Below are 22,977 nucleotides of genomic sequence, written 5' to 3'. Positions count from 1 at the left end.
TCCGTCGCTGTCCGGCGGGTTCAGGCGGCCGCGCCCGCCGGGACGCGTTCGTCGCCTCGTCGGGCGGGCTGCCTGAGGCCGAGGGCGACGCCCGCTGCGACGAGTACGACGCCGGTGACGTCGGCGGGACCGGCCGAGCCGAGGCCGAGCACGACGGTTGTCAGAAGCGCGCCCACCGGGACGAGTCCGGCGAACAGGCCCGCGCGGTCCGCGCCGAGGCGGCGCAGCGCGTCATACCAGAGGAAGAAGGCGGCCGCGGTGACTATCGCGCCGAGGTAGACGAAGGCCGCCGCTTCGTTCGGCGTGGGCAGCCGCAGGACGCCCGTGCCCTCCAGCGCGAGGCTCGCGACGAGCAGCATCGGCACCGACAGGGCCGCGGGATACGCGGCGACCCGCAGCGGACCGAGTTTCGGCAGGAGCGGGACGGCGAGCAGGGAGAAGGCGACCTCCCCGGCGAGCGCGCCGAGCGCGAGCAGCAGGCCCGTCAGGCTGCCCGAGCCGAGCCCCGCCGCGACGGCGGTGCCCACCGCGACAACGAGCGCGGCGGCGACGGTGCGCGGGGCGGGCCGTCGGCGTTCCAGCAGCGGCCCGACGAGGGCGAGGACGAGGGGGACCGCCCCGACCACCGCGCCGATCATGGCAGGTCCGGCGTGCCGGGTCGCCTCGACGAGGAAGAAGTTGAACCCGGCGAGACCGGTGGCGGCGAGGGCGACGAGGAGCAGGACGTCTCGCGGCGTCAGGCGGACGCGCGGCAGCCGCTGATGTTGGACGACGACGAGCAGGATCACCGCCGCGAGCCCGTAACGCAGGGCCTGTCCGGCGAAGACCGGGTAGTCGGCGATCGTCGCGGAGACCGCCGTCGACGTGCCGACGAGCAGCATCGCCGAGGCAGCGCCGACGGGAGCGGGAAGCGACCTCATACCGGCAGCTCCTGCGGGGAGGCGGCCGGAGCGGCGAGGACCTTGCGGGTGATGCGCTCTGAGATCGCGGCGACGAGCGCGCGGGGTCGGCGCGGCGTCAGGTGCGCGGTGAGCGCGTTGCCCGGGCCGGGCGCGAGGTAGGCGCGGTCGCGGTCCAGCGCGCGCAGCGCGGCGCGCACGACGGGCTCGGCGGTCGTCATCGACCCGACGACGGCCGCGCGCCGGGTGCCGATCACGTCGAAGAAGCCCGTCTCCACGGGTCCGGGGCACAGCGTCAGCACACGGATACCGCGCTTCCGGTACTCCTGGCGCAGCGCGAGGCCGAAGTTCAACACGAACGCCTTGGCCGCGCCGTACACGGCGAAGTAAGGCGACGGCTGGAACGCCGCGTTCGACGCGACGTTGACGACCGCGCCGCGCCCGCGCTCCAGCATGCCGGGCAGCAGCGCGTGCGTGAGGTCGACCAGCGCGACGACGTTCACCATCAGCTGGTCGTGGTCGCGTTCCCCGGGGATCTCCTCGAACCTGCCGCAGGTGCCGAAGCCCGCGTTGTTGACCAGCAGATCGACCTGCAGGCCGAGGTCCGCGAGCCGGTCGGCGACGCGGCGCGCCGCGTCGGGTTCGGCGAGGTCCTGGACGACGACGTCGGCGCGGACGCCGTGTACGGCGGTCAGCCGCTCGGCGACGGCGGCGAGCCGGTCGGCGGACCGCGCCACGAGGACGAGGTCGTGTCCTCGGGCGGCGAGCTGCGCGGCGAACTCCGCGCCGAGGCCGGACGACGCGCCGGTGATCAGAGCTGTGGTGTGCACGGGGATTCCTCCTCGCTAGGGGGTAACTGAGATGAGACAGTACCCGTTCTCGGAGAAAACGCAACAGCAATGATGCAGATAGGCGGAAGTTCGACTCAGGGGTGTATCGTTTCCTCAGGTAGATGGTCGAGTGGGGAGGCACAATGGGCGACACAGCGGCACGACCCCTGCGGGCGGACGCGGAACGCAGTGTGCGCGCGGTCCTCGAGGCCGCCGAACGCGTGCTCGCCGAGGACCCCGGCGCGTCGATGGAGCAGATCGCGGCGGCCGCCGGCGTCGCCCGCACGACGATCCACCGGCGGTTCGCGAGCCGTCAGGCGCTGATGGAGGCGCTGGCCACGTCGGCGGCGCGCCAGCTCGCCCAGGCGGTGGACGACGGCAGGCCGGACACCGCGCCGCCGCTGGTGGCGATGCACCGGATCACCGCGAACGTGCTCCAGGTCAAGGGCGCGTGGGCGTTCGCGCTCGGCCTGCCGTCCGACCCCGGCAGCGAGGCCGCGATCCTCCAGCGGGACATCAACGACCGCTGCGTCGCCGTGCTCGAGCGGGCCAAGGCCGCGCACCTCATCGCCGACACCGCCGACCTCGACTGGGTGCGCCGCGTCTACTACGCCCTCATCAGCGAGTCCCTGCGCAGCGAGCCCGACACCGACCCCGACACCCTGGCCGCCCGCATCATCGACACCCTCCTGTACGGCGCGGGCCCCCGCCCCTGAGCGGGCCTGCGATCAGGCGGGGGAGACCGGCAGCAGGAGCCGGGAGCGGCCCGCGTGGTGCAGGGTGTGGCGGCAGGGGCGCAGTTCGGCGCTGACGCCGGGGAGCGCGCCGGTGCCCTCGTTGCGCATGTAGCGCGGGTGCGCGCCGCCCGCGACGAGCAGGCGCAGCCGGTGGCCTGGCGCGAGCCGGTGCGCGCAGCCGTCGAGCCGCAGCCGCACGACGGTGTCCGTCTCGGCGGGGTCGAGGCGCAGGAACCCTTCGGAGAAGTTGTGGGAGCGGCCTTCGGCGTCCACGTCGCAGAGCCTGACGTACAGGTCGGCGTGCGGGTTGCTCCGGCTGTGGTCGAGTTCGACGACGGGGACGCCGATGACCTCGAGCGCCTCGGTCAGCGGCGGGCCGGTGAAGGCGAGCACGTCGGGCCGCGCCTCGAGGTCGCGGTTGTCGACCACGCCCGCGGAGTTGTCGATCAGCGGGCCGCCGCGCGACGGCGTCGGGTCGGCCGGGTCGTAGGTGAAGGACGACTCCCCGGGTGTGGTGTGCCGCTCGTCAAGGCGTCCGCCCGGCTGGAGGTGGGTGACGAGTTCCTTGCCCGGCGGCGGCCACTCCGGGTACTCCCGCCACTCGCCCGCGCCGGTGACGTGGATCTTGACCGGTGCGCGCTTGAGCGGCGGCGGGTCTCCGGCGAGGTGTTCGGCGAGCCAGGCGAGATTGTCCTCGGCGAGCGCCCCGGCGACGCCGCGCGCGATCTCCTGGTGCGTCCACGGCCCGAGCGTCAGCGACACCTCGACGCCGCGCTCGTGCAGGGCCGCGTACTGGCGCAGGACCTGCGGGAGCATCAGGTCCTGCCAGCCGCAGACAAGGCAGACGGGCGTCGTCGTCTTCTCCAGTGACGCGCTCGCGTCGCGGTCCGCCCAGAACGGGTCGGTGACGTCGGGGTGGGCGAGCGCGTCGCGGAACCAGGGCGCGCCGCCGCCGAGCACCTTCTCTGCGGCGGGCAGGAGCGGGACCGCCGCGACGACCGGCGCGTTCAGCTTCGCGGCCCTCGCGAAGATCCACATCCCTCGGAGCAGCCCGGTCCGCTTCTCCTGGTGCAGGGAGATCCGCGACCAGGTGAAGATGTCGTTCAGCAGCAGGGCCCCGTCGCGCAGGATGAACCGGCTCGCGTTGTGCGGGGCCGAGATGATGATCGACGCGCGCAGCTCGGGCGGCGGCTCCACGAGCATCGCCCACTGCGTCGCGCCGACGTAGGAGGTGCCGTAGGTCGCGAGCCGTCCGTCGAACCAGGGGCGTTCACGCAGCCAGGCGACGGTGTCGGCGGCGTCGTCGGTGTCGGTGGCGGTGACCATCGGCGACAGCTCGCCGGACGAGCCGAACGTGCCGCGCGTGCTCTGCACCACGACGTGGTAGCCGAGGCTCGCGAACAGCCGCGCCTCGGAGCCGATCGGCATGCCCCTGCCGTACGGGGTGCGCACGAGGATCGTCCCCCGGTTCCGCTCCTCGACGGGGAGGTAGTGGTCGGTGATGAGCCGTGCGCCGTCCCGCGTGACGACGACATGCCCTTTCTCGACCCGCACGTCGGATCTGTCCTTCGGCAGCTTCCACTGCTGGGCGAGCCCCCGGTCCATCAGCCGGGCGAGCGTCCCCGGCTTCTTCGCGATCACCATCGGTGTGCCTCCGTCGTCAAGCTGATTGATGGGGTCCTAAACTAGGCATCGTCTAGAAAATAGTCAATGCCTAGTTCCGGGTAGGATCGGCGACGTGTCCAGGCCCTTCCACCACGGCAACCTCCGCGCGGTCCTCCTTGACGAGGCGACCGCGGTGCTGCGGGAGCATGGCGCGGACGCCCTGTCGCTGCGGGACCTCGCGCGCCGCGCGGGCGTCAGCCACGGCGCGCCGCGCAGCCACTTCGTGGACCGCCGCGCCCTGCTCGACGCGCTGGCCGAGCGCGGCTTCCTGCGGCTCGCCGAGACGATCCGCAAGGCGGCGGAAAGCACCCCCGACGACTTCGCGCGCTCCCTGCACGCGGCGGGCTCGGCCTACGTGGCGTTCGCGGCGGCCGAACCCGCGCTGCTCGACTTGATGTTCGCGGCAAAGGTCGACTCGCCCTCGGAGACGGTCCACGCCGCCGCCGCCCAACTGTTCCTCGTAATGAGCGACATCATGGCGACGGGCGTCGCCGCGGGCGTGGTCGCCGCCCACGAGGCCGACCGCCTGGCGCTCCTGCTCTCGGCGACCGTCCAGGGCATAGCCGGACTCGTCACCTCACGCCGCATCACCGTCGCCCAGAGCGAGCCCCTGATCGCCGACGCGATCGCCCTCTTCCTCTTCCACAAACTCCCCGAACCCTAGCCCGGGGGCGCGGACAGGGAGGTGAGGATGAGGGTTTGGGCTGCTTGGGTTGTTTCGGGGAGGGTGGGGGTGGAGCGGCCGACGCGTTCGGCGGCGGCGCGCATCGCGCCGGCGAGGAGTTCTACGGTGAGGGGGATGTTGTCTACCGGGCGGAACTCGCCGTGGGCGATGCCGTCGCGGACGAGGTTCTCGACCTCGGTCACGATGGTGTGGAAGGGCTGGTCGGGGCAGGTGGCGGCCGGGGAGACCGGCAGGCCGGGACGGACGCCCGCGCGCCCGGGATCGGGGCCGCCCGGCCAGAACATCGGCCGCAGGGCCGGGTCGGTGGCCGCCTCGAGGACCGCGGCGATGATCGCGCGCATCCGCTCGGCGGCCGGGACGCCGGGCCGCGCGGCGATCGCGGTGACGCGCCCGACCAGGGGACGGCTCACCCGCTCGGTCAGCGCGAAGGCGAGGGCGTCCATGTCCCGCGCGTAGTTGTACAGGGTGTTGCGGGCGAGCCCGGCGCGGGCGGCGACGTGGCCCATGGTGATGGCGCCGTAGTCGCGCTCAAGGAGAAGCTGCCGCATCGCCTCGGCCAGGTCGGCCCACACCATCTCGTGGTGCTCCTCGATGCTGGATCCCCGTATGCGCGGCATCCGGCCCCCTTCCTCTCACCCGGGCCCGCCTTCGGCCCGCCCGCTATTCTGCCCGCCCCCGCGCCGGGCCGCCGCCCGACAGGTGCGGGTTCTCCTGGTGTACGGCGGTGAGCTTCACCCGGCTGAGCCGCCACCCGTCGGGGGTGCGGACCGCCTCGTTGTCGTAGAACCCCACGACGAGCCAGCGGTCCGGACCGTCTCCGGCGACCTCCTTCGCCACCCAGTGCTCGGCGCGGACGTGCGCGTGGATCGTCGCCCGGTCCCCGTCGACCTCGATGACGTGGCCGGTGATGGTGTGGTGGGTCGCGACGAAGGGCGCGAACGAGGCGCGCAGGACCTCGACGTAGTCGCCGAGCGGCACCGTCGTCGCGGGCAGCCCGACGACCGACGTGAAGTCGAGCGTCACCGGGTCGGCGTAGACGAGCCCGGGCAGCTCGGTGAACTCCTTCAGGTCGACCACGTCGGCGTACCTGCCGAGCAGTTCGATGAGGTCGGCGCGGTCGCTGAGCACGTTCATGAAGATCCTCTTCGCTGACCGGGCGGCGGGTCCGCCCCGTCAGCGAAGATTACGACACTCTGTCGTAAAAATAAACCGGGTCAGCCGATGACGGAGGTCAGCGAGCCGAGGCCGGTGATCGCCGCGGTGACGGTGTCGCCGGGGCGGAGGTAGGCGTCGCCGTGGGCGGCGGCGGTCCCGGCCGGGGTCCCGGTGATGACGAGGTCGCCGGGATGCAGGGTGACCAGGGAGCTGAGCGCGGCGATCTGGCTCGCGGTGTCCACGATCATCAGCGAGGTATCGGCGTCCTGGCGACGGACTCCGTTGACGTCGAGGCGCAGCCTCAGGCTCCCGGGATCACCGACAAAACGGGCGGGGACGACCGCGGGGCCGAGGGGGAGGAGGCCGTCGGCGTTCTTGGAGGACGTCCAGTCGATCCCGAAGAACGGGTGCCGCATGCGCTCGGGGTCGCGGACGGACATGTCGTTCGCGACGGTGTACCCGGCGACGTGGTCGAGCGCGCCGTCACGGCCGACGTGCCGTGCCGTCCGGCCGATGACGACGGCGAGCTCCGCCTCCCAGTCGAGCCGCTCGACGCCGCGCGGGGCCGTCACCTGCCGGCCGTGGCCGCTGAGGACGGTCGGCGGGGACAGGAAGTGGAAGGCACGGTCGGGCAGGGCTTCCGCGCCCATCTCGGCGACGTGGTCGTGGTAGTTGGCTCCGGCGCACCACACGGCGGGCCGGTCGACGGCGGGCGGCAGGAACGTGGCTGCGTCGGCCTTCAGGGGAGCGGCGACGGGGCGGGCGAGGGCGTCGGCGACGGCGTCGACAAGGGCGTCCCAGTCGGCCAGCGCCTCCTCGAATCCGGCGGGGGCGCGGTCGCCGAGCAGGGCGGGCAGCGGCGACAGCCCGCCGCCGCGCAGCGCCGCGAGCAGCGGGCGGCCCCGCAGCTCGATTCTGGCGATGCCGAACGCTTCAGGTGATGAGTCCATGGGGTGTCCTTCGTGAGGGCACGCCGGGGAAGGAGGGTCCCCCGGCGTGCGGGAGAAGCGGGGTCAGGCCCCGCGCAGCCGTTCGGTCTCGGCCTCGTCCAGGTGCCACGGGGTCTCCGCGTCGCTCCTGACGAACAGCGCCTCGCCCGCACCGGCCAGCGGTTCGGCGACCAGCGCGACGCCGTACGCCGCGCGCGCCTCCGCGACGGACACGTAACCGGCCCGCACGTCCGCGAGGACCCGGGCGACGGGACGGGTGCGCGGATCGCCGAAGCCACCTCCGCCGCCCGTCTCGATCACCACGCGTTCCCCCGCGGCGAGGGGACGGCTGTCGATCTTCCCGTTCGGGAACGACACGAGTTCGTCGTCCGGCGTGATCAGCGAGACGCGGTTGGGCAGCGCCGCGGCGCCGCCCGCGATCCCCCAGGGCGCGCTGTGCGTGCGCTCCACGAACGTGTTGAGCCGCGCCGGACCCTCGGTGCGCACGTCGTAGACGGTGCCGAGCCCGCCCCGGCGCTGCCCGGGGCCGCCGGAGTCGGCGCGCAGCGCGTAACGCTCCACGAGCAGCGACGGGTACTTGGCCTCGGTGACCTCGACGGGGGTGTTGTGGGTGTCGCCGTCGTTGACGCAGATCGTCGCGTCCTCGCCGTCCTTGTGCGCCCGCGCGCCCCAGCCGCCGCCCTGGGCCGCGCCGTTGAAGACGAAGAAGCGGCCGGACGCGGGATCGGTGCCGATGAGGTTCATGACCCCGATGTCGGCGTGGTGCCCGGCGATCGTCCCCTCGGGGACGGCCTGGGCCAGCGCCCGGAAGACGCAGTCGATGATCGTCATCGGGTAGGTCATCCACCAGCGCATCGCGGCGGGCTTTGTCGCGCTGACCACCCGGCCGGGCGGCAGCACGACGCGCACCGGCCGGAGCGCGCCCTCGTTGACCGGGTAGGCGTCCGGGGTGGTGAGGAACTTGAAGGCGACCTGCGCGGCGGAGATCCCGGCCGTCATCCCCGAGTTGAAGTAGCCGGTCACCTGCGGCGCGACGCCGCTCAGGTCGATGGTGAGGTCGCTGCCCTCGACGGTGACGCTGACCTCGATGGGGACGGGGACGCCGAGGTTGACGCCGTCGTCGTCCATGGTGGTGGCGGCCGTGTAGGTCCCGTCGGGGATCTGCTCGACCGCCTTGCGGGCCAGCGCCTCGCCCCGGGCGTAGAGGTCGTGGAACCCCTGGGTCAGCGTGCGCGTCCCGTAGCGTTCGACGAGCGCGCCCACCCGCCGCTCGCCCGTCCTGATCGCCGCGATCTGGGCGCGCAGGTCGCCCATGGCGAGTTCGGGGAAGCGGACGTTGGCGGCGATGAGGTCGAGCATCTCCTCGTTCAGCACACCGCGCCGGTAGATCTTCACCATCGGCACCTGGAGGCCCTCGGACCAGATGTCGGTGGTGGTGCCGCCGAGCACCCCGCCGACGTCCATCCAGTGCGCCATGGACGACGCGAACGCCACGATCTCGCCGTCCGCGAAGACCGGCAGCGTGAAGATCATGTGGTTGAGGTGGCTGCCCATGATGTCGGGGTCGTTGGTGAGCAGGATGTCGCCGGGCTCGATGCCGTCATGCCCGTAATGGGCGATCTTCGCCTTGACGGCGCGGGACAGCCCGCCGACGAACATCGGCAGGCCGAGCCCGACCGACACGGTGTCGCCGTCCCGGTCGAACAGGCCGACGGTGAAGTCCTGTGCCTCGTAGATGATCTGGTTGTAGGCCGTGCGGCGCAGGTTGCTCTTCATCTCGTCGGTGATGGCGACGAGGTTGGCGCGCAGGATCTCCGCGGTCACCGGGTCGAGCGGGTCAGTGAGGCTCATCGTGTACCGCCGATGGTCAGGTGGAGGTTGCCGTGGTCGTCGACGCGGCAGTGGTCGCCCTCGCGCAGCAGGGTCGTGGTGGTGCCCTCGGCGATCGCGGCGGGGCCGTGGATCTTGTTCCCGGCCAGCAGCGCCGAACGCGAGTACACGGGGCACGTCACCGGCGGGGCCGTCACGTCGAGGATGACCGAGCGGGTGCCGGTCAGCGCCGCGCGCGGCGGGAGCGGGTCGCCGTCGGCGAGCCGGACGGGGGCGGGCCTGGGGACCGGCTGGATCACCGAGACCCGCAGGTTCACCAGCTCGGCGGGCTCGTCGGGCGCGTCGTGGGCGAAGCGCTCGCGGTGCGCGGCGTCGAAGGCGCGCTTCAGCGGGTCGAGGCCGGTGTCCAGCGGCGGGACGTCGAGCGTGATGGTGTGCTCCTGGCCCACGTACCGCAGGTCGGCCTGGCGGACGACGCGCGCGGAGGCGGGCACCGCGCCTCCCGCGCACTCGGCGGCGAGCTCGGCGAAGGCGCGGTCGAGCGTCGCGGGGTCGAGGTCGTCGAGGCGGGCCGGGCTGGTGCGCGCGCTGTCGTGGCGGATGTCGGCCATCAGCATGCCGACGGCGGAGAACACGGCGGGCGCGGTCGGGATGACGACCCGGGTGATCCCCAGCTCGCGGGCGACGAGGGAGATGTGCAGCGGCCCGTTGCCCCCGTAGGCGAACAGCGGGAAGTCGCGCGGGTCGAGACCGCGCTCGGTGGTGACGGCGCGCACCGCGTTGGCCATCGAGGCGGCCGCGATCGCGAGGATGCCGCCCGCGGTCTCGGCGGTGGTGAGCCCGGTGCCCGCGGCGACCCGGCCGACGGCGGCCTCGGCCGCCGCGCCGTCGAGGCTGAGCCCGCCTGACAGCAGCGAGCCGGAAGGCAGCAGCCCGAGGACGACGGCGGCGTCGGTGACCGTCGCCTGCTCGCCGCCCTGGCCGTAGCAGGCGGGGCCCGGCTGCGCACCCGCGCTGCGCGGGCCGACGTGCAGGCCGCCCGCCTCGTCGCGCCACGCGATCGAGCCGCCGCCCGTGCCGACCTCAACGATGTCGAGACACGGGATCTGCACGGGCAGGCCGCTGCCGTGGCCGCCGACCTGGTACTCCGTGGCCTGCGGGAAGGTGAGGTCGCGGATGACCGACGCCTTCGCCGTGGTGCCGCCCATGTCGAACGCGATGGCGTCGCGCAGGCCGAGGGTCCGGCATGTCTCGATCGTCCCGACGACGCCGCCGGCTGGCCCCGACTCCATCATGTGCACCGGGGCGGCGCGGATCGTGTCGACGTCGGACAGGCCGCCGCTCGACTGCATGATGAACAGCCGCGCGTCCGGGGCGAGCTCGTCGGCGAGGCGCAGGCGCAGCCGGGTGAGGTAGTCGCTGACGAGCGGGCCGACGAAGGCGTTCGCGACGGTGGTCGAGGTGCGCTCGAACTCGCGGTACTCGCGGCTGAGCCGGTGCGACAGCGAGACGAACACGTCGGGGCACTCCTTGGCGAGGATGTCGCCGAGCAGCCGTTCGTGCGCCGGGTTCCGGTAGGCGTGCAGCAGGCAGACGGCCACGGCCGTGACGCCCGCGCGGCGGACGCGCGCGGCGACCAGGCGCGCGGCGTCCTCGTCAAGGGGGCGGTGGACCCTGCCGTCGGCGCGCATCCGCTCGGGCACCTCGAAGACGTGCTCGCGCCCGGTCAGCGGCCGGTGCCGGGTGAAGTCCATGGTGAACGCGTCAGGGCGGTTCACCCTGCCGATCTCGTAGACGTCGCCGAAGCCCTCGGTCGTGATGAGCGCGACTGACGCGCCCCGGCGCTCGGTCAGCGCGTTGATGACGACGGTCGACCCGTGCACGAGCGAGGCGGTCAGGCCGGTGGCGGCCCCGGTGCCGGTGAGGCCGGTGACGATGCCGTCGGTCAGGTCGGCCGGGGTGCTGAGCGTCTTGCCGATCTCGAGTCTTCCGGTCGCGTCGTCGAGGGTGACGACGTCGGTGAACGTTCCGCCGATGTCCACGGCGGCGCGAAGTGTCATGGAACTGTCTCCTGCGTGATTGCTTGGGGGAGCCGTGCTCGGCCGGTTCAGCCGCAGCTGTGGTGCGCCAGGAACTCGCGCACCGTCCGGCGCCACACGCGGTGCGCGCGGACGGCGGCGGTGGCGGCCGCCGCGTCGTCCTCGGTCAGGACGACGAGACGCGCGGCGTCGGCGAGGTGCGGATCGGGGGCGGGATAGGTGACGACCACGACCGTGCCCGCCGCCGCCAGCGCGGCGACGGCTCGATCGAGGTCGACGGCGTCGGCCGCGCCGCTGCGCGCGGCGAGCTCGGCGGCGAACAGGACCCCGCCGCTCGCCGCGCGCAACGCCGCGACGACGCGTTCCTGCGGTTCAGCGGACATGGCATCTCCTGTCGGGGACGCCGGGCGGCGCCGCCTCAGATGAAATACCTACCGCAACCATGCGTCAACTGAATGTCATGCATGACAGCCATAAACAGCATCTATATACAGAGCCTGACGCGGCTGAGGACGGGCGGCAACGGCTTCGCGGCCTTGGCGCGGTGGAGGGGCGGGGGCGGGTTCAGTGGCCTTGGCGCGGGTGGGGGACAGGTGGGAGCCGGGTTCAGCGTCCTCGCCGCGGCGGACAGGTGGGCGCGGGGTCAGCGGGCTTGGCGCGGCGGCGGGAGGGCGGGGGCGGGTTCGGCGGGCTGACGCGGCTGAGGGCGGGTGGGTGGGGGTTCAGGGGTTCTGGGGGCGGACGGCGGTGCGGAGGTGGGTGCGGAGCCAGACGCAGGCCGGGTCCTGGGCGGCGCGGGGGTTCCAGACCATGTCGATGCCGAGGGGGGCGACGGGGAAGGGGAGGGGGAAGGTGCGCAGCAGGTCCGCGCCGCCGAGGCGGGCGGTCAGGCGTTCCTGCACGACGGCGACGCAGTCCGTGCCGGGCAGCAGCAGGGGGATGGCGAGGAAGTCGTGTGAGGTCAGCAGCATTCTGGGGCGCAGGCCCTCGGCCGCCATCGCGACGTAGGGCGGGGTGACGAGGGCGGCTTCCTCGAAGGCGAGGTGCGGGTAGCGGGCGAGGTCCTCGACGGTGACGCCGTCGTCGGCCCGTGGATGCGTCGCGGCGACCACCGCGACCCAGCGGTCCTCGTACAGCCGCTCGCGCGGCAGCGTTGAGGGCAGCACGTCGGCGACGAGGGCGAGGTCGACGTCGGGGCGGTCGGCGAGGTCGTCGGTGCGCGGCGGGCTCGGCACCGTGTGCACCGAGACGCCAGGGGCCGCCGTCGCGAGTTCCCTGAGCAGCGGGGGCAGCACGGTCATGAGCGTCGCGGAGGTCGCCGCGAGGGTGAAGCGCCGCCGTGACGTCGCCGGGTCGAAGCCGGGACGGCCGAGGACGTCGCCCTCGACGGTCCGGAGCAGCCTGCCGAGCACCGGAACGAGCTCGCGCCCCCGGGCCGTGGGCACGAGCCCCTGTCCGCTTCCTGCCCGCACGAGCAGTTCGTCGCCGAGCAGTTTGCGGCAGCGCGCGAGGCTGTGGCTCATCGCGGGCTGGCTGAGCCCGACGCGCCCCGCCGCGCGCGTGACGCTCTGCTCCTCGAGCAGGGCGTAGAGGTGGACGAGCAGGTTGAGGTCCACGCCCTGCAGATGGGCGAGCCCCGACGGCTCGGCGTCGCGCACTGACGGGCTCAGGCCGCGGCGTCCGGGCGCGCCGGCGTCATGGCGGCGACGACCGCCCGGATGTCGCCGAGCCGCTCCTGGATGACGCCCTGGGCGGCGACGGCGTCGTGTTCGCTGAGCGCGGTGAGCACCTGCTCGTGCGAGGTGAGGACGCGGTGGACGGCCTGCCACACCTGCTCGTCCGGCTGCTTGGCGGCGATCTCCTGGTACGTCGGCTCAAGGAGGGTGGTCAGCGAGCTGAACAGCCCGATGAGGACACGGTTGCCGGAAGCCTCGATGAGCCCCTCGTGCAGCTTGAGCGCGGCCCCGGCGAAACGCGTGACGTCCTCGTCCTCGGCGGCCTGGGCCATCGTCGCGCGGAAGACCTCGAACTCGGTGCGCAGGCGCTCGATCGTCGCCTCGTCGGCGTTCTGGGCGGCGAGCCCGATCGCCGACAGCTCGATCGCGGTCTGCGCGTCGAGGAGTTCCTGTGACTCGACGCCGATCAGCGCGAGCTGCACGGCGAGGGATTCGGAGATGTGGGTGAAGTCGGCCTCGGAGACGAACACCCCGCCCTTGATCCCGACCTTCACGTCGACGACGCCGTGCGCCTGGAGCGTGCGCAGCGCGTCCCTGGCGGCCATCCGGCTGACGCCGAACTCCTCGGCGATCGTCTTCTCGGTGCCGAGCCGCTGGCCGGGGGTCAGCTTGCGGGAGAAGACCGCCTGCTTGAGCTGCTGGGCGATGCGCCACGAGAAGGTCTTCCCCGACAGATCACCTTGGTCTCCGGACATCTCACTCTTCTTCCGTGGAGCGTCGGAGCTCCGGTTTCTCCAGGCCGTGTCGGCCGCCCGCCGTGTGCGTGTCCCATCGTAGGCGGCCGGGTGATCCCCCCACGTTCGGTCCCGGTCCGATTCTTCCGCGTTCATGTATCGACAGCGTTAAGCTCATACAATAATATCTTTAACGCGTCGGGGTGCCGGCGACTCTCCCCGGCTTCCGACGCCGTTCCACCTCACCGGCGTGCCGTCCCCGTCGACGCACGCCCCCTTTTCACAATCCACCCCGTTTCGACAGCCGGTACGCGAGCCGGAGACGCCTCTCCCTGGCCTCTTCGACGCTCGCCGCCGACGGGCAGGAAATCCCATGACGCTCAGCCCGGACGACGCCGCCGACCCGCGCGCACCCATGCGCGTCGGGGTGATCGGACTCGGCGTCGCCTTCAACTTCATCGCCGCGCGCACGGCGGACTGGCCGCACGTCCGCTTCACCGCGGCCTGCGACCTGCGCCCCGAGGCGCTCGACGCCTTCGCCGCCGAGTACGGCGGCTTCGTCACCACCGACGTCGCGGAGCTGTGCGCGCGGCCCGACGTCGACGTCGTCTGCGTGGTGACCCCGAACGCCTTCCACCGCGACCAGGTGATCACCGCGGCCGAGCACGGCAAGCACGTCATCGTGGACAAGCCCATGGCCACCACGGTCGAGGACTGCCGGGCGATGAACGAGGCGGCCGAGCAGGCCGGGGTGATCCTCATGTGCGGGCACACGCACAGCTACGGACCGGCCGTGCGGGCCATGCGGCGGATCGTGGCGAGCGGCGAGCTCGGCCGCCTGCGGATGATCAACACCTGGCACTTCAACGACTGGATGTACCGGCCTAGGGCCGCGTGGGAGCTGGCCAGGGACGGCGGCGGCAGCCTCGTGTTCAACCAGGGCGCGCACCAGGTCGACATCGTGCGGGTGCTCGGCGGCGGGCTCGTCCGGAGCGTCCGGGCGACCACCGGGATCTGGGACGCCGAGCGCCCCACCGAGGGCGCGTACAGCGCCTACCTCGACTTCTCGGACGGCGCCGTCGCGACGCTCATCTACAACTCCTACGCGCACTTCGACACCGCAGAGCTCACCGGCTGGCGCGGCGAGGGCCCCCGCGAGGCCGCCGTCAACGAGGGCGCGCGAGCGAGGCTAGCCGCGCTAGCGCTGGACAACGACGAGAGCACCGCGAAGAACACCTGGCGCTACGGCAGCGCCTCGCGCCCCGCGCTTTGGGAGAACCGGCTGTCCCTGTTCGGCCTGACCGTGGTGAGCTGCGAGCGCGGCGACATCCGGCAGACCGCCGACGGCCTGATCGTGCACGGCGACCACGGCCGCCGCGAGATCGCCGTCCCGGCCGACACCGACGCGAGCAGCGGCGCGATCCAGAACATGTACGACGTGCTGTACCGGGGCGCGCCCGTGCTGCGCGGCGGGCGCTGGGGCCAGGCGACCACCGAGGTCCTCACCGCGATCGTCTCCTCGGCGGCGGAGCGGCGCGAGGTGCCGCTCAGGCACCAGATCGCGGGAACGGAGTGACGGCCGTGCCGCGCCCGCTGCCGCTGAGCCGCGAGGACGCCGCGCTCCTCGCCCGCACCGGGCCCGGGACCCCCGCGGGGAACCTCCTGCGCGGCTACTGGCAGCCCGTCGCGCTGAGCGAGGACGTCGAGCCGGGCGGCCCGCCGTACCCGCTGACGGTCCTCGGCGAGGACCTCGTCATGTTCCGCGACGCCGTCGGCGCGCCGTCGCTGATCGGCCGCTACTGCCCGCACCGGGGCGTCGACCTGAGCTACGCCCGCGCCGAGCCCGGCGGCCTGCGCTGCCTGTACCACGGCTGGCTCTTCGACGGCCGGGGCCGCTGCCTTGAGCAGCCGGGCGAGCGGCCGGAAGCGCGCTTCACCGAGCAGGTACGCCACCCCGCCTACCCGTGCGTGGAGGCCGCAGGATGCGTCTTCGCCTACCTCGGCCCCGGTGATCCGCCTCCGCTGCCGTCCTTCGAGGCGCTCACGGCCCCGACGTCACATGTGCGCGCGACGAGGTTCCTCTACGAGAGCAACTACACGCTCGGCCTCGACCACAGCCTCGACCCCGGCCACGTGTCGTTCCTGCACCTTCAGTTCCCGCACAGCGAGCGCGCGGGCGTCGACGGCCCACGGCCCGCCCTCGGCATCACCGGCACCGACCTGTCGGCCAACGCGCTCTACGGACGTGACCGCGCCCCCGCGCTGGAGACCGAGCAGACCCCGTACGGCCTGCGGGTCGCCGCGCTGCGCCGGGCCGACGAAGGCCACATGTTCCTCCGCGTCCTCGACTACCTGCACCCCAACGTGGTCACCGCGCCCGTCGTCGCCGACGGCTACGTGCTCCAGTTCCACGTCCCGCGCGACGAGGGCGCGCACTGGCGCTTCGACGTGACCTTCGACCGCACCGGGTCCCTCGCCGACCAGCCGGGGCCGCCGCCGCACTGGCGCGCGGGCGGCCACGCCCCGGGGCCGGTGCGCGACCGCGCCCACCGCTACCTCCAGGACCGGACGAGCATGGGCGACTGGTTCGCGGGCATGGGCGTCTTCCCGCCCGACCATGACGGCTGCGTCCTCGAGGAGACCTGGCCCGTCGCGGAAAGGCACCGCGAACAGCTGGGGGAGCAGGACCGCCCGCTCACCGAGGTCCGCGCCCGCCTGCTGCGCGCCATCGCCGACCATCGCGACCACGGCGTCCTGCCGCCCGCCGCGCCGGACGGCCCCCTCGTCGCGTTCTCCGCGGTGGTGCCCGAGGACTCCGGCGACTGGCGGCACCACCTGCGGCTGCGCCTCGACCGCGCGCCCCGCTGACCCGACCCGCCGCCCGCACGCGGCGGCCCAAGACCGCACGAAAGGCACAATCCCATGTCCCAACCCTCAGAGTCCCGACCCCCGGAGTCCCAACCCTCCGACGAGGCCAACGCCAAGCGGCGGCGGTTCCGTGAGCTGCTGCATCGGGACGAGATCCTCGTGATGCCCGGCGGGTTCAGCCCGGTGCTCGCCAAGATGGCGCAGGACGTCGGCTTCGAGGCGTACTTCCTCGCCGGGTCCCAGCTCTCGGCGTTCCTGTACGGCTACCCGGACGTCGGCGTCCTCGGTCTGCGCGACGTCGTCGACCACGCGCGGCACATGGCGGCGCGGACCGACATCCCCGTGCTGATGGACTTCGACACCGGCTACGGCAACGCCGTCAGCACCTGGTACGCCGTGCAGGAGGGCGTGCGCAGCGGCGCGGCCGGACTGCAGATCGAGGACCAGGAGGCGCCCAAGAAGTCGGGCACGACGTCCGGCCGCAAGTGCATCTCGCGCGCCGAAGCAGTCGGCAAGTACCGGGCCGCCGTCGCCGCGCGGGACGAGATCGACGGCGACTTCGTCATCACCGCGCGGTGTGACGCGCTCGGCGCGCAGGACGAGACCTTCGAGACCGCGCTCGACCGCTGTGTCGCCTACGCCGAGGAGGGCGGCGCGGACCTCGTCTGGCTCAACTCCGTGCAGACCCGCGAACAGCTGGAGCGGGCGTGCGCCCGCGTTCCCGTCCCCGTGCTGACGATCTGGGGCGGCGAGGGCCCGTCGCCGACCCCGCAGGAGTTCCATGACCTCGGCGTCAAGGTCGCGCTCTACCCGACGATCGCCGCCTCCGCCGCGCTGGACGGCGCGTGGTACCTGCTCAACGACTTCAAGGACCGTGGCGCGCCGGCCCTCGCCGACTGGGCGTCCCGGATGGCCGGGTCCCCGCACGGCGGCGCGGATTTCCGGACCCTTTCCGCCTTCGGCAGGGTCCGTGAGCTCGAGGAACGGTTCCTGCCGCCCGAGGCGCAGCGCGACTACGCCTCGACCTGGGGCCACCGCGAGACCCTCACCGCAAAGCAGCCCTGACCACCCCCGAACAGGCATTCCGCCCCTGAGGAGCACACCATGAACGAACCGAGAATGCTGATCAACGGCGAACTCGTCGCGGGCAGCCGCGCGCTGCCGGTCGTCAACCCGGCGACCGAGGAGGTCTTCCTCCATGTCGCCGGGGCCGACGCCGCGCAGGTGGGCGCGGCGGTGGACGCCGCCGCCGACGCCTTCCCCGCGTGGGCCGCGCTGCCCGTCCACGAGCGCCGCAAGGCCCTCGCCGCGATCTCCGAGCGGGCCATGCGGCACGCGGAGGAGCTCGCCGAGCTGCTGGTGAAGGAGCAGGGCAAGCCCCTGGCCATCGCCCGCATCGAGGTGGCGATGCTCGCCGGGTTCTTCCGCTTCTACGCCGAGATGGAGATCCCCGAGCGCGTCGTGGCCGAGGCCGACGGGCAACGCGTGGTGACGCGCCGCAGGCCGCTCGGCGTGGTCGCCGCGATCGTGCCGTGGAACATGCCGGTCGCCATGCTCGGCGGCAAGCTCCCCGCCGCCCTGCTCGTCGGGAACACCGTCGTGGTGAAGCCCGCGGGCACCACCCCCGCGGCGACGCTGCGGTTCGGCGAGCTCGTGCGCGACCTGCTGCCGCCCGGCGTGCTCAACATCGTGGCCGACGCCAACGACCTCGGCGACGTGCTCACCACCCACCCCCGGGTGCGCAAGGTCTCCTTCACCGGCTCGACCGCCACCGGACGCCGGGTGATGGCCGCCGTCGCCGACGACCTGAAGCGCCTCACCCTCGAGCTGGGCGGAAACGACGCGGGCATCGTCCTTGACGACGTCGACGTCGCCGCGGCGGCCCCCGGCATCTTCGGCGGCGCGTTCTTCAACAGCGGCCAGATCTGCGTGGCGCTCAAGCGCCTCTACGTGCACGAGAGCGTCTACGAGCCGATGGTCGAGGCGCTCGCCGCGATCGCGCGTGAGGCGGTCGTGGGGGACGGCTTCGCCGACGGCGTCACCGTCGGGCCGATCCAGAACCGCGCCCAGTACGAGCGGGTCCTCGACTACCTCGCCGTGGCCCGCGCCGACGGGCGCGTGGTGGCGGGCGGTGAGCCGGAGCCGGGCCCCGGCTGGTTCGTCAGGCCGACGGTGGTCGCCGACGTCACCGACGGCAGCAGGCTCGTGGACGAGGAGCAGTTCGGCCCGATCCTGCCCGTCGTGAAGTACCGGGACCTCGACGAGGTGATCCCCCGGATCAACCGGTCGGACTTCGGCCTCGGCGGATCGGTCTGGTCGGCCGACCCGCGCCGCGCGGCCGACGTGGCGGCCCGTCTCGAGTGCGGCACCGTGTGGATCAACCAGCACGGCATGCTCGCCCCGCACGTCCCGTTCGGGGGCGCGAAGCACTCGGGCGTCGGCACCGAGTTCGCCGCGGAGGGGCTCGAGGAGATGAGCCAGCTCCAGGTGATCAACGCGGTCCCCGTCCGCTAGCCAGATTGACCGGTGGACCAGCGGGAACACCCCTGGCTCCGCTAAAGATAATATAGTATGTTGTTTGATGGGTCCGCGTGACCCATCCGACAGTGAGGCGACACGATGCCCGCAACCAACGCTCCCCTCTCCACCCCGCATCCGCAGGACCGCTGGGACGTGCTCACCCGCACCGGCTCCGGCACCCCGGCCGGCGACCTGCTCCGCAGGTACTGGCAGCCGATCATGCTCAGCAAGGACTTCGGCCAGGACGCGCCCCCCGAGCCGATCGGCGTCCTGGGGGAGAAGCTCGTCCTGTTCCGCGACGACAAGGGCGCGCTCGGCCTCCTCGACCAGCGCTGCCCGCACCGCAACGCCGACCTCAGCTACGGACGCGTCGAGGACGGCGGCCTGCGCTGCCCGTACCACGGCTGGCTCTTCGACGGCTCGGGGGCCTGCCTCGAGCAGCCCAACGTCCCGGCCGCGCAGCGCACCGAGGTGCAGTGGCGCACCCCGGCCTACCCGGTGTGCGAGCGCGGCGGCCTGATCTGGGCCTACCTCGGCCCGGGCGAGCCGCCCGTCATGCCGCGCTACCCGTTCCTCGACGCGCCCGAAGGGCATGTGTTCACCAACCGGTGGCTGTCGGAGTGCAACTACCAGCAGGCCAACGAGGGCAACATCGACCCCAGCCACACCTCGTTCGTGCACCGCATGGAGGTGCCGGGCGCGGACGAGACGATGTCCGGGTTCAAGGCCGACACCGCGCCCCGGCTGCGCGTCGTTGACACGTCCTACGGGTTCCGGCTGCTCGCCGAGCGCGACGACGCCGCGCGCGCCCAGACCTTCCTGCGCTGCTCCAACTTCATCCTGCCCAACGCCGCGTCGGCCAACGGCTTCGAGGCGGGCCTGGGCATCGGCGGCGCGTCGATGCTCTGGCACGTGCCCGTGGACGACAACACCCACTACAGGTACGAGGTCACCTTCCACGCCACCACCCCGCTGCCGGTGGGGCCGCTCGAGGACTCGGTCGCCGAGGAGATGGACGGCGGACGCCGCAGGCGCACCCTCGCCAACCGCTTCCTGCAGGACCGCGAGGAGATGAAGGAGCGCACCTTCGCCGGGGTCGGCACCGCCTTCCCGGTGCACGACCTCCTGGTCACCGAGTCGATGGGCCCGATCACCGACCGGCGCAACGAGCACCTCACCCCGTCCGACCTCGGCATCATGCGCGCGCGGCGGCTGATGCTGCGGGCCGTCGAGGACGTCGCGGCCGGCAAGGAGCCGCAGGGCGTGTGCCACACCGAGCAGGAGGCCGCGTTCGAGGAGTTCGTCACCTTCTCCGACTGGCTCACCCCCGGCGCGGACGCCGCCGAGCACGCCGCCGAGATGGCCGCCCGAGGGATCTACCGCATCCCGTCGGCGCAGTGAGACCCGTCCCGTCGTCCCCTGACCGAGGACGACGGGACCGCGACGGCCACGGAGCCGCCCTCCCCGGACCAGGGACCCGAGGGCGCCGGGCGGGCCACCACGCACGCCCGGAACTCCGTGGCCACCCACGCCACCCACCACCCCAGTAAGGGCCCGCCATGACGCAATCCAGCCACGCCCCCTGCCCACCCCAGCCCTGGATAGACGACAAGACCGGCACAGTCAGCCGACGCATCTTCGACGACGAGGGCATCTTCGCCCTCGAGAAGGCGCGGATCTTCCGCCGCAGCTGGCTCTACCTCGCGCACGAGAGCGAGATCGCCGCGCCGGGCGACGTCGTCACCCGGCGGCTCGCGGGCGATCCCGTCATCGTCGCCCGGCGCGACGACGGCGGCATCGGGGTCTACCTCAACAGCTGCCGGCACCGCGGCGTCCGCCTGTGCCGCGTCGACTCGGGCTCGATGCGCCGGTTCGTCTGCCCGTACCACGGCTGGACGTTCGGCAACGACGGCGCGCTGCTCAGCACCACGGTCGACAACCTCTTCCCCGAAGGCACCGACTTCACCAAGCTCGGCCTCATCCCCGTGCCCCGGGTGGCGACCTACAAGGGCCTGATCTTCGGCTCGTGGAACACCGAGGTCGGGCCGCTCGAAGACCACCTCGGCGACTTCCGCTGGTACCTCGACCTGTTCTTCGCCCGCACCCCCGGCGGCGCGACGGTCCTCGGCCCGCCGCAGCGCTTCGTCGTCAACGCCGACTGGAAGACCGCGGCGATCAACTTCGGCACCGACAACACGCACATCATCACGACGCACATCGGGCCGCTCACCCTCAGCAAGACCGCCTTCGACCGCAAGCAGATCATGGGCGCGCTGCGGGACGCGGTGCAGGTCAGCACGCCGGGCGGGCACAGCGTCTCGCTCGTCACCGTGCCCGGCCGGCCGTACGCGCACTACCCCGAGGAGCTGCACCCGCTGTACGAGCGGACGCTTGACGAATCCCAGCGCGTGATCCTGCGCGACCTCGCGATCGGCGTCTCGACGGTGTTCCCGAACCTGTCCTTCATCGAGAACATCGCCCAGGAGGTCGCGCCCGGCGTCCACGTCAAGGGGCTGCTCATGCGCCAGTGGCAGCCGGTGGGTCCGGGCAAGATCGAGGTGCTGAGCTGGTGCTTCGCCGAGCGCGAGGCGAGCGCCGAGTACCGCGAGGCCGCGCTGGTGCGGGGCGTCAACGACTTCGGCGTCGGCGGGGTCTTCGAGCAGGAGGACGTCGAGCTGTGGTCGTCCATCGGCGACCTCAGCCGCAGCCCGGCCGGGGACGGCCACCCGTTCGTCTTCGCCACCGCGCTCCCGCACCTCGACGACCCCGTCGCCGACCACCCGGGCCCCGGCCGCGCCTACCGGCCGTTCGCCTCGGAGATCACCCAGTTCAAGTTCCTCCAGCACTGGAACCAGCTCATGACCGAGGAGCCCGCGTGACCGCCTCCCCGCATCCGACGACCGCCGCGCCCGTCACCGACGCCGAATACCGCGCGGTGTGCGAGTTCCTGTACGACGAGGCGGCCCTGCTCGACCAGGACGCCTACGCCGCCTGGCTCGGCCTGCTGACCGCCGACGTCCGCTACCGGCTGCGGGCGCGCACCCTGCGCGCGCTCGACCAGGCGGCGTCCACCTACCGGGTGGTCGACAACAACGCCGAGGAACTGCGCATCCGCGTCGGGCAGATCTCCGACCCCCGGCTGACGTTCGCCGAGAACCCGCCGTCGATCACCCGCCGCCACCTGCACAACATCCGGGTGCGCGCCGCCGCCGAGCCCGGTGAGCTGCACGTCACCGTCAACGTCCTGCTGCACCGCAGCCGCGGCGTCGAGGGCGAGGAGCACTGCTACTCCGCCCAGCGCCACGACGTGCTGCGCCGCACCGACGACGGCTACCTCCTCGCCGCGCGCGAGGTGGTGCTCGACTCGACGGTGATCAAGAGCATGAACGTCAGCGTCCTGTTCTGAACCGAGGAAACACCATGCCGGACACACCGACCACCCAGCTCGTCCGGGTGGCCCGACGGGTGGCCGAGGCCGACGGCGTCGTCTCCCTCGACCTCGTCGCGGCCGACACGAGGCGGCTCGCCCCCTTCACGGCGGGCGCGCACGTCGACGTCACCCTCCCGGGCGGGATCACCCGCCAGTACTCCCTGTGCAACGACCCGGCCGAACGCGATCGGTACCGGCTCGGCGTCCTGCTGTCGAAGGAGTCGCGCGGCGGCTCCCTCGGCATCCACGAGCTGACCGAGGGCGACGTCGTCACCGTCTCGGTCCCGCGCGACAACTTCCCGCTTGACGAGACCGCCGCGCATTCGCTGCTCGTCGCGGGCGGGATCGGCATCACGCCGATGATGAGCATGGCGCACCGCCTCGCCGCCCTCGGCGGGTCGTTCGCCTTGCACTACTGCGCGCGCTCCTACCGGCGTGCCGCGTTCGTCCAGGAGCTGTGCCAGGAGGGTTTCGGGCACCGGGTGTGGACCCACTTCGACGACGACCGCGCCGACCTGCGCTTCCTGCCCGACCGCTATCTCGCCGAGCCAGGCCCGGACACCCACCTGTACGTGTGCGGGCCCACGGGGTTCATGGACTTCGTCCTCGCGGCGGCGCGGGAGCGCGGGTGGCGCGAGGACCGCGTCCACCGGGAGTACTTCACCGCCGAGGTCGACACCGGCGGGTCCTCCTTCACCGTGCGGACCCGCCGCTCCGGGCTGACCCTCACCGTCCCCGAGGACCGCAGCATCGCCGACGTCCTCGCCGACCACGGCGTCACCGTGCCGCTCTCGTGCGAACAGGGCGTCTGCGGCACCTGCCTCACCCCGGTCCTGGAGGGGGAGCCCGACCACCGCGACCTCTACCTGTCGGACGCCGAGAAGCAGACGAACAAGGAGATGACCGTCTGCTGCTCGCGCTCGCACAGCCCAGAACTGCTGCTGGACATCTGAGACCTC

21 protein-coding genes are annotated in these 22,977 nt (G+C 72.7%); 10 read left to right on the top strand and 11 right to left on the bottom strand.

Going from position 1 to position 22,977, the window contains the following annotated elements; translation table 11 throughout:
• Positions 1 to 20: 20 nt before the first annotated feature.
• Positions 21 to 920, bottom strand: a complete 900-nt coding sequence (locus R9X44_RS12720; RefSeq protein ID WP_319814302.1) for a DMT family transporter — start codon at positions 918 to 920, stop codon at positions 21 to 23.
• Positions 917 to 1,729 carry an SDR family oxidoreductase gene (locus R9X44_RS12715; protein WP_319814301.1) on the bottom strand — a complete coding sequence of 271 codons (813 nt, stop codon included), beginning with the start codon at positions 1,727 to 1,729 and terminating at the stop codon, positions 917 to 919. The genes R9X44_RS12720 and R9X44_RS12715 overlap by 4 nt, the downstream gene beginning before the upstream one ends.
• A 143-nt stretch (positions 1,730 to 1,872) precedes the next feature.
• On the opposite strand from R9X44_RS12715, the gene R9X44_RS12710 reads away from it, so the two are divergent.
• Positions 1,873 to 2,445 carry a helix-turn-helix domain-containing protein gene (locus tag R9X44_RS12710; RefSeq protein ID WP_319814300.1) on the top strand — a complete coding sequence of 191 codons (573 nt, stop codon included), beginning with the start codon at positions 1,873 to 1,875 and terminating at the stop codon, positions 2,443 to 2,445.
• 12 nt (positions 2,446 to 2,457) lie between these two features.
• On the opposite strand, the gene R9X44_RS12705 is transcribed toward R9X44_RS12710, so the two are convergent.
• Positions 2,458 to 4,110: a CocE/NonD family hydrolase gene (locus R9X44_RS12705; protein WP_319814299.1), complete on the bottom strand. Its 1,653-nt coding sequence runs from the start codon at positions 4,108 to 4,110 to the stop codon at positions 2,458 to 2,460.
• 94 nt (positions 4,111 to 4,204) lie between these two features.
• Here R9X44_RS12705 and R9X44_RS12700 point away from each other — a divergent pair, with 94 nt between their 5' ends.
• Positions 4,205 to 4,795, top strand: coding sequence for a TetR/AcrR family transcriptional regulator (locus R9X44_RS12700; RefSeq protein WP_319814298.1), 591 nt, complete (start codon positions 4,205 to 4,207; stop codon positions 4,793 to 4,795).
• On the opposite strand, the gene R9X44_RS12695 is transcribed toward R9X44_RS12700, so the two are convergent.
• The 8 genes from R9X44_RS12695 to R9X44_RS12660 all read right to left on the bottom strand — a co-directional run bounded on the left by R9X44_RS12695 (position 4,792) and on the right by R9X44_RS12660 (position 13,221).
• A complete protein-coding gene (locus R9X44_RS12695) occupies positions 4,792 to 5,433 on the bottom strand; it encodes a TetR/AcrR family transcriptional regulator (RefSeq protein WP_319814297.1) in 642 nt (213 codons plus the stop codon). The two genes, R9X44_RS12700 and R9X44_RS12695, sit on opposite strands and share 4 nt — an antisense overlap.
• Before the next feature lie 43 nt (positions 5,434 to 5,476).
• Complete coding sequence (locus R9X44_RS12690) at positions 5,477 to 5,950, bottom strand: nuclear transport factor 2 family protein (protein WP_319814296.1); 474 nt, start codon at positions 5,948 to 5,950, stop codon at positions 5,477 to 5,479.
• An 80-nt stretch (positions 5,951 to 6,030) separates the two neighbouring features.
• Complete coding sequence (locus R9X44_RS12685) at positions 6,031 to 6,921, bottom strand: fumarylacetoacetate hydrolase family protein (protein WP_319814295.1); 891 nt, start codon at positions 6,919 to 6,921, stop codon at positions 6,031 to 6,033.
• Between the two features lie 63 nt (positions 6,922 to 6,984).
• Complete coding sequence (locus R9X44_RS12680) at positions 6,985 to 8,772, bottom strand: hydantoinase B/oxoprolinase family protein (RefSeq protein ID WP_319814294.1); 1,788 nt, start codon at positions 8,770 to 8,772, stop codon at positions 6,985 to 6,987.
• Positions 8,769 to 10,811, bottom strand: coding sequence for a hydantoinase/oxoprolinase family protein (locus R9X44_RS12675; protein WP_319814293.1), 2,043 nt, complete (start codon positions 10,809 to 10,811; stop codon positions 8,769 to 8,771). The genes R9X44_RS12680 and R9X44_RS12675 overlap by 4 nt, the downstream gene beginning before the upstream one ends.
• A 47-nt stretch (positions 10,812 to 10,858) precedes the next feature.
• The gene (locus tag R9X44_RS12670; protein WP_319814292.1) at positions 10,859 to 11,173 is read right to left on the bottom strand and encodes a hypothetical protein; all 315 of its coding nucleotides are present in this window, start codon (positions 11,171 to 11,173) and stop codon (positions 10,859 to 10,861) included.
• Positions 11,174 to 11,512: 339 nt separating this feature from the next.
• Complete coding sequence (locus R9X44_RS12665; RefSeq protein WP_319814291.1) at positions 11,513 to 12,448, bottom strand: LysR family transcriptional regulator; 936 nt, start codon at positions 12,446 to 12,448, stop codon at positions 11,513 to 11,515.
• An 8-nt stretch (positions 12,449 to 12,456) separates the two neighbouring features.
• Positions 12,457 to 13,221, bottom strand: coding sequence for a FadR/GntR family transcriptional regulator (locus R9X44_RS12660; protein ID WP_319814290.1), 765 nt, complete (start codon positions 13,219 to 13,221; stop codon positions 12,457 to 12,459).
• A 352-nt stretch (positions 13,222 to 13,573) separates the two neighbouring features.
• Here R9X44_RS12660 and R9X44_RS12655 point away from each other — a divergent pair, with 352 nt between their 5' ends.
• The 8 genes from R9X44_RS12655 (at position 13,574) to R9X44_RS12620 (ending at position 22,971) form a co-directional block, all read left to right on the top strand.
• On the top strand, positions 13,574 to 14,776 hold the full coding sequence (locus R9X44_RS12655; protein WP_319814289.1) for a Gfo/Idh/MocA family oxidoreductase: 1,203 nt from the start codon (positions 13,574 to 13,576) through the stop codon (positions 14,774 to 14,776).
• A gap of 5 nt (positions 14,777 to 14,781) precedes the next feature.
• On the top strand, positions 14,782 to 16,068 hold the full coding sequence (locus R9X44_RS12650) for a Rieske 2Fe-2S domain-containing protein (RefSeq protein ID WP_319814288.1): 1,287 nt from the start codon (positions 14,782 to 14,784) through the stop codon (positions 16,066 to 16,068).
• A 54-nt stretch (positions 16,069 to 16,122) separates the two neighbouring features.
• The gene (locus R9X44_RS12645; RefSeq protein WP_319814287.1) at positions 16,123 to 17,133 is read left to right on the top strand and encodes an isocitrate lyase/PEP mutase family protein; all 1,011 of its coding nucleotides are present in this window, start codon (positions 16,123 to 16,125) and stop codon (positions 17,131 to 17,133) included.
• 39 nt (positions 17,134 to 17,172) lie between these two features.
• Entirely contained in the window at positions 17,173 to 18,582 is a 1,410-nt protein-coding gene (locus R9X44_RS12640) for an aldehyde dehydrogenase family protein (protein WP_319814286.1), read from the top strand.
• A 105-nt stretch (positions 18,583 to 18,687) separates the two neighbouring features.
• Positions 18,688 to 19,989 carry a Rieske 2Fe-2S domain-containing protein gene (locus tag R9X44_RS12635; protein WP_319814285.1) on the top strand — a complete coding sequence of 434 codons (1,302 nt, stop codon included), beginning with the start codon at positions 18,688 to 18,690 and terminating at the stop codon, positions 19,987 to 19,989.
• 158 nt (positions 19,990 to 20,147) lie between these two features.
• Entirely contained in the window at positions 20,148 to 21,467 is a 1,320-nt protein-coding gene (locus R9X44_RS12630; RefSeq protein ID WP_319814284.1) for an aromatic ring-hydroxylating oxygenase subunit alpha, read from the top strand.
• Complete coding sequence (locus tag R9X44_RS12625) at positions 21,464 to 21,994, top strand: aromatic-ring-hydroxylating dioxygenase subunit beta (RefSeq protein ID WP_319814283.1); 531 nt, start codon at positions 21,464 to 21,466, stop codon at positions 21,992 to 21,994. Before R9X44_RS12630 ends, R9X44_RS12625 begins: the two co-directional genes overlap by 4 nt.
• Positions 21,995 to 22,008: 14 nt before the next feature.
• Positions 22,009 to 22,971 carry a PDR/VanB family oxidoreductase gene (locus tag R9X44_RS12620; RefSeq protein ID WP_319814282.1) on the top strand — a complete coding sequence of 321 codons (963 nt, stop codon included), beginning with the start codon at positions 22,009 to 22,011 and terminating at the stop codon, positions 22,969 to 22,971.
• Positions 22,972 to 22,977: the final 6 nt, after the last annotated feature.

Origin of the sequence: Actinocorallia sp. A-T 12471, from assembly GCF_033875155.1 — a bacterium.
Classification (GTDB): Bacteria; Actinomycetota; Actinomycetes; order Streptosporangiales; family Streptosporangiaceae; genus Actinocorallia.
This window is presented reverse-complemented; position numbering and strand designations above follow the sequence as displayed.

Coding starts and splice junctions, on each gene's coding strand:
- R9X44_RS12720 (WP_319814302.1), bottom strand. CDS start 920: ATGAGGTCGCTTCCCGCTCCCGTCGGCGCTGCCTCGGCGATGCTGCTC.
- R9X44_RS12710 (WP_319814300.1), top strand. CDS start 1,873: ATGGGCGACACAGCGGCACGACCCCTGCGGGCGGACGCGGAACGCAGT.
- R9X44_RS12705 (WP_319814299.1), bottom strand. CDS start 4,110: ATGGTGATCGCGAAGAAGCCGGGGACGCTCGCCCGGCTGATGGACCGG.
- R9X44_RS12695 (WP_319814297.1), bottom strand. CDS start 5,433: ATGCCGCGCATACGGGGATCCAGCATCGAGGAGCACCACGAGATGGTG.
- R9X44_RS12690 (WP_319814296.1), bottom strand. CDS start 5,950: ATGAACGTGCTCAGCGACCGCGCCGACCTCATCGAACTGCTCGGCAGG.
- R9X44_RS12685 (WP_319814295.1), bottom strand. CDS start 6,921: ATGGACTCATCACCTGAAGCGTTCGGCATCGCCAGAATCGAGCTGCGG.
- R9X44_RS12680 (WP_319814294.1), bottom strand. CDS start 8,772: ATGAGCCTCACTGACCCGCTCGACCCGGTGACCGCGGAGATCCTGCGC.
- R9X44_RS12675 (WP_319814293.1), bottom strand. CDS start 10,811: ATGACACTTCGCGCCGCCGTGGACATCGGCGGAACGTTCACCGACGTC.
- R9X44_RS12670 (WP_319814292.1), bottom strand. CDS start 11,173: ATGTCCGCTGAACCGCAGGAACGCGTCGTCGCGGCGTTGCGCGCGGCG.
- R9X44_RS12660 (WP_319814290.1), bottom strand. CDS start 13,221: ATGTCCGGAGACCAAGGTGATCTGTCGGGGAAGACCTTCTCGTGGCGC.
- R9X44_RS12655 (WP_319814289.1), top strand. CDS start 13,574: ATGACGCTCAGCCCGGACGACGCCGCCGACCCGCGCGCACCCATGCGC.
- R9X44_RS12645 (WP_319814287.1), top strand. CDS start 16,123: ATGTCCCAACCCTCAGAGTCCCGACCCCCGGAGTCCCAACCCTCCGAC.
- R9X44_RS12640 (WP_319814286.1), top strand. CDS start 17,173: ATGAACGAACCGAGAATGCTGATCAACGGCGAACTCGTCGCGGGCAGC.
- R9X44_RS12635 (WP_319814285.1), top strand. CDS start 18,688: ATGCCCGCAACCAACGCTCCCCTCTCCACCCCGCATCCGCAGGACCGC.
- R9X44_RS12630 (WP_319814284.1), top strand. CDS start 20,148: ATGACGCAATCCAGCCACGCCCCCTGCCCACCCCAGCCCTGGATAGAC.
- R9X44_RS12620 (WP_319814282.1), top strand. CDS start 22,009: ATGCCGGACACACCGACCACCCAGCTCGTCCGGGTGGCCCGACGGGTG.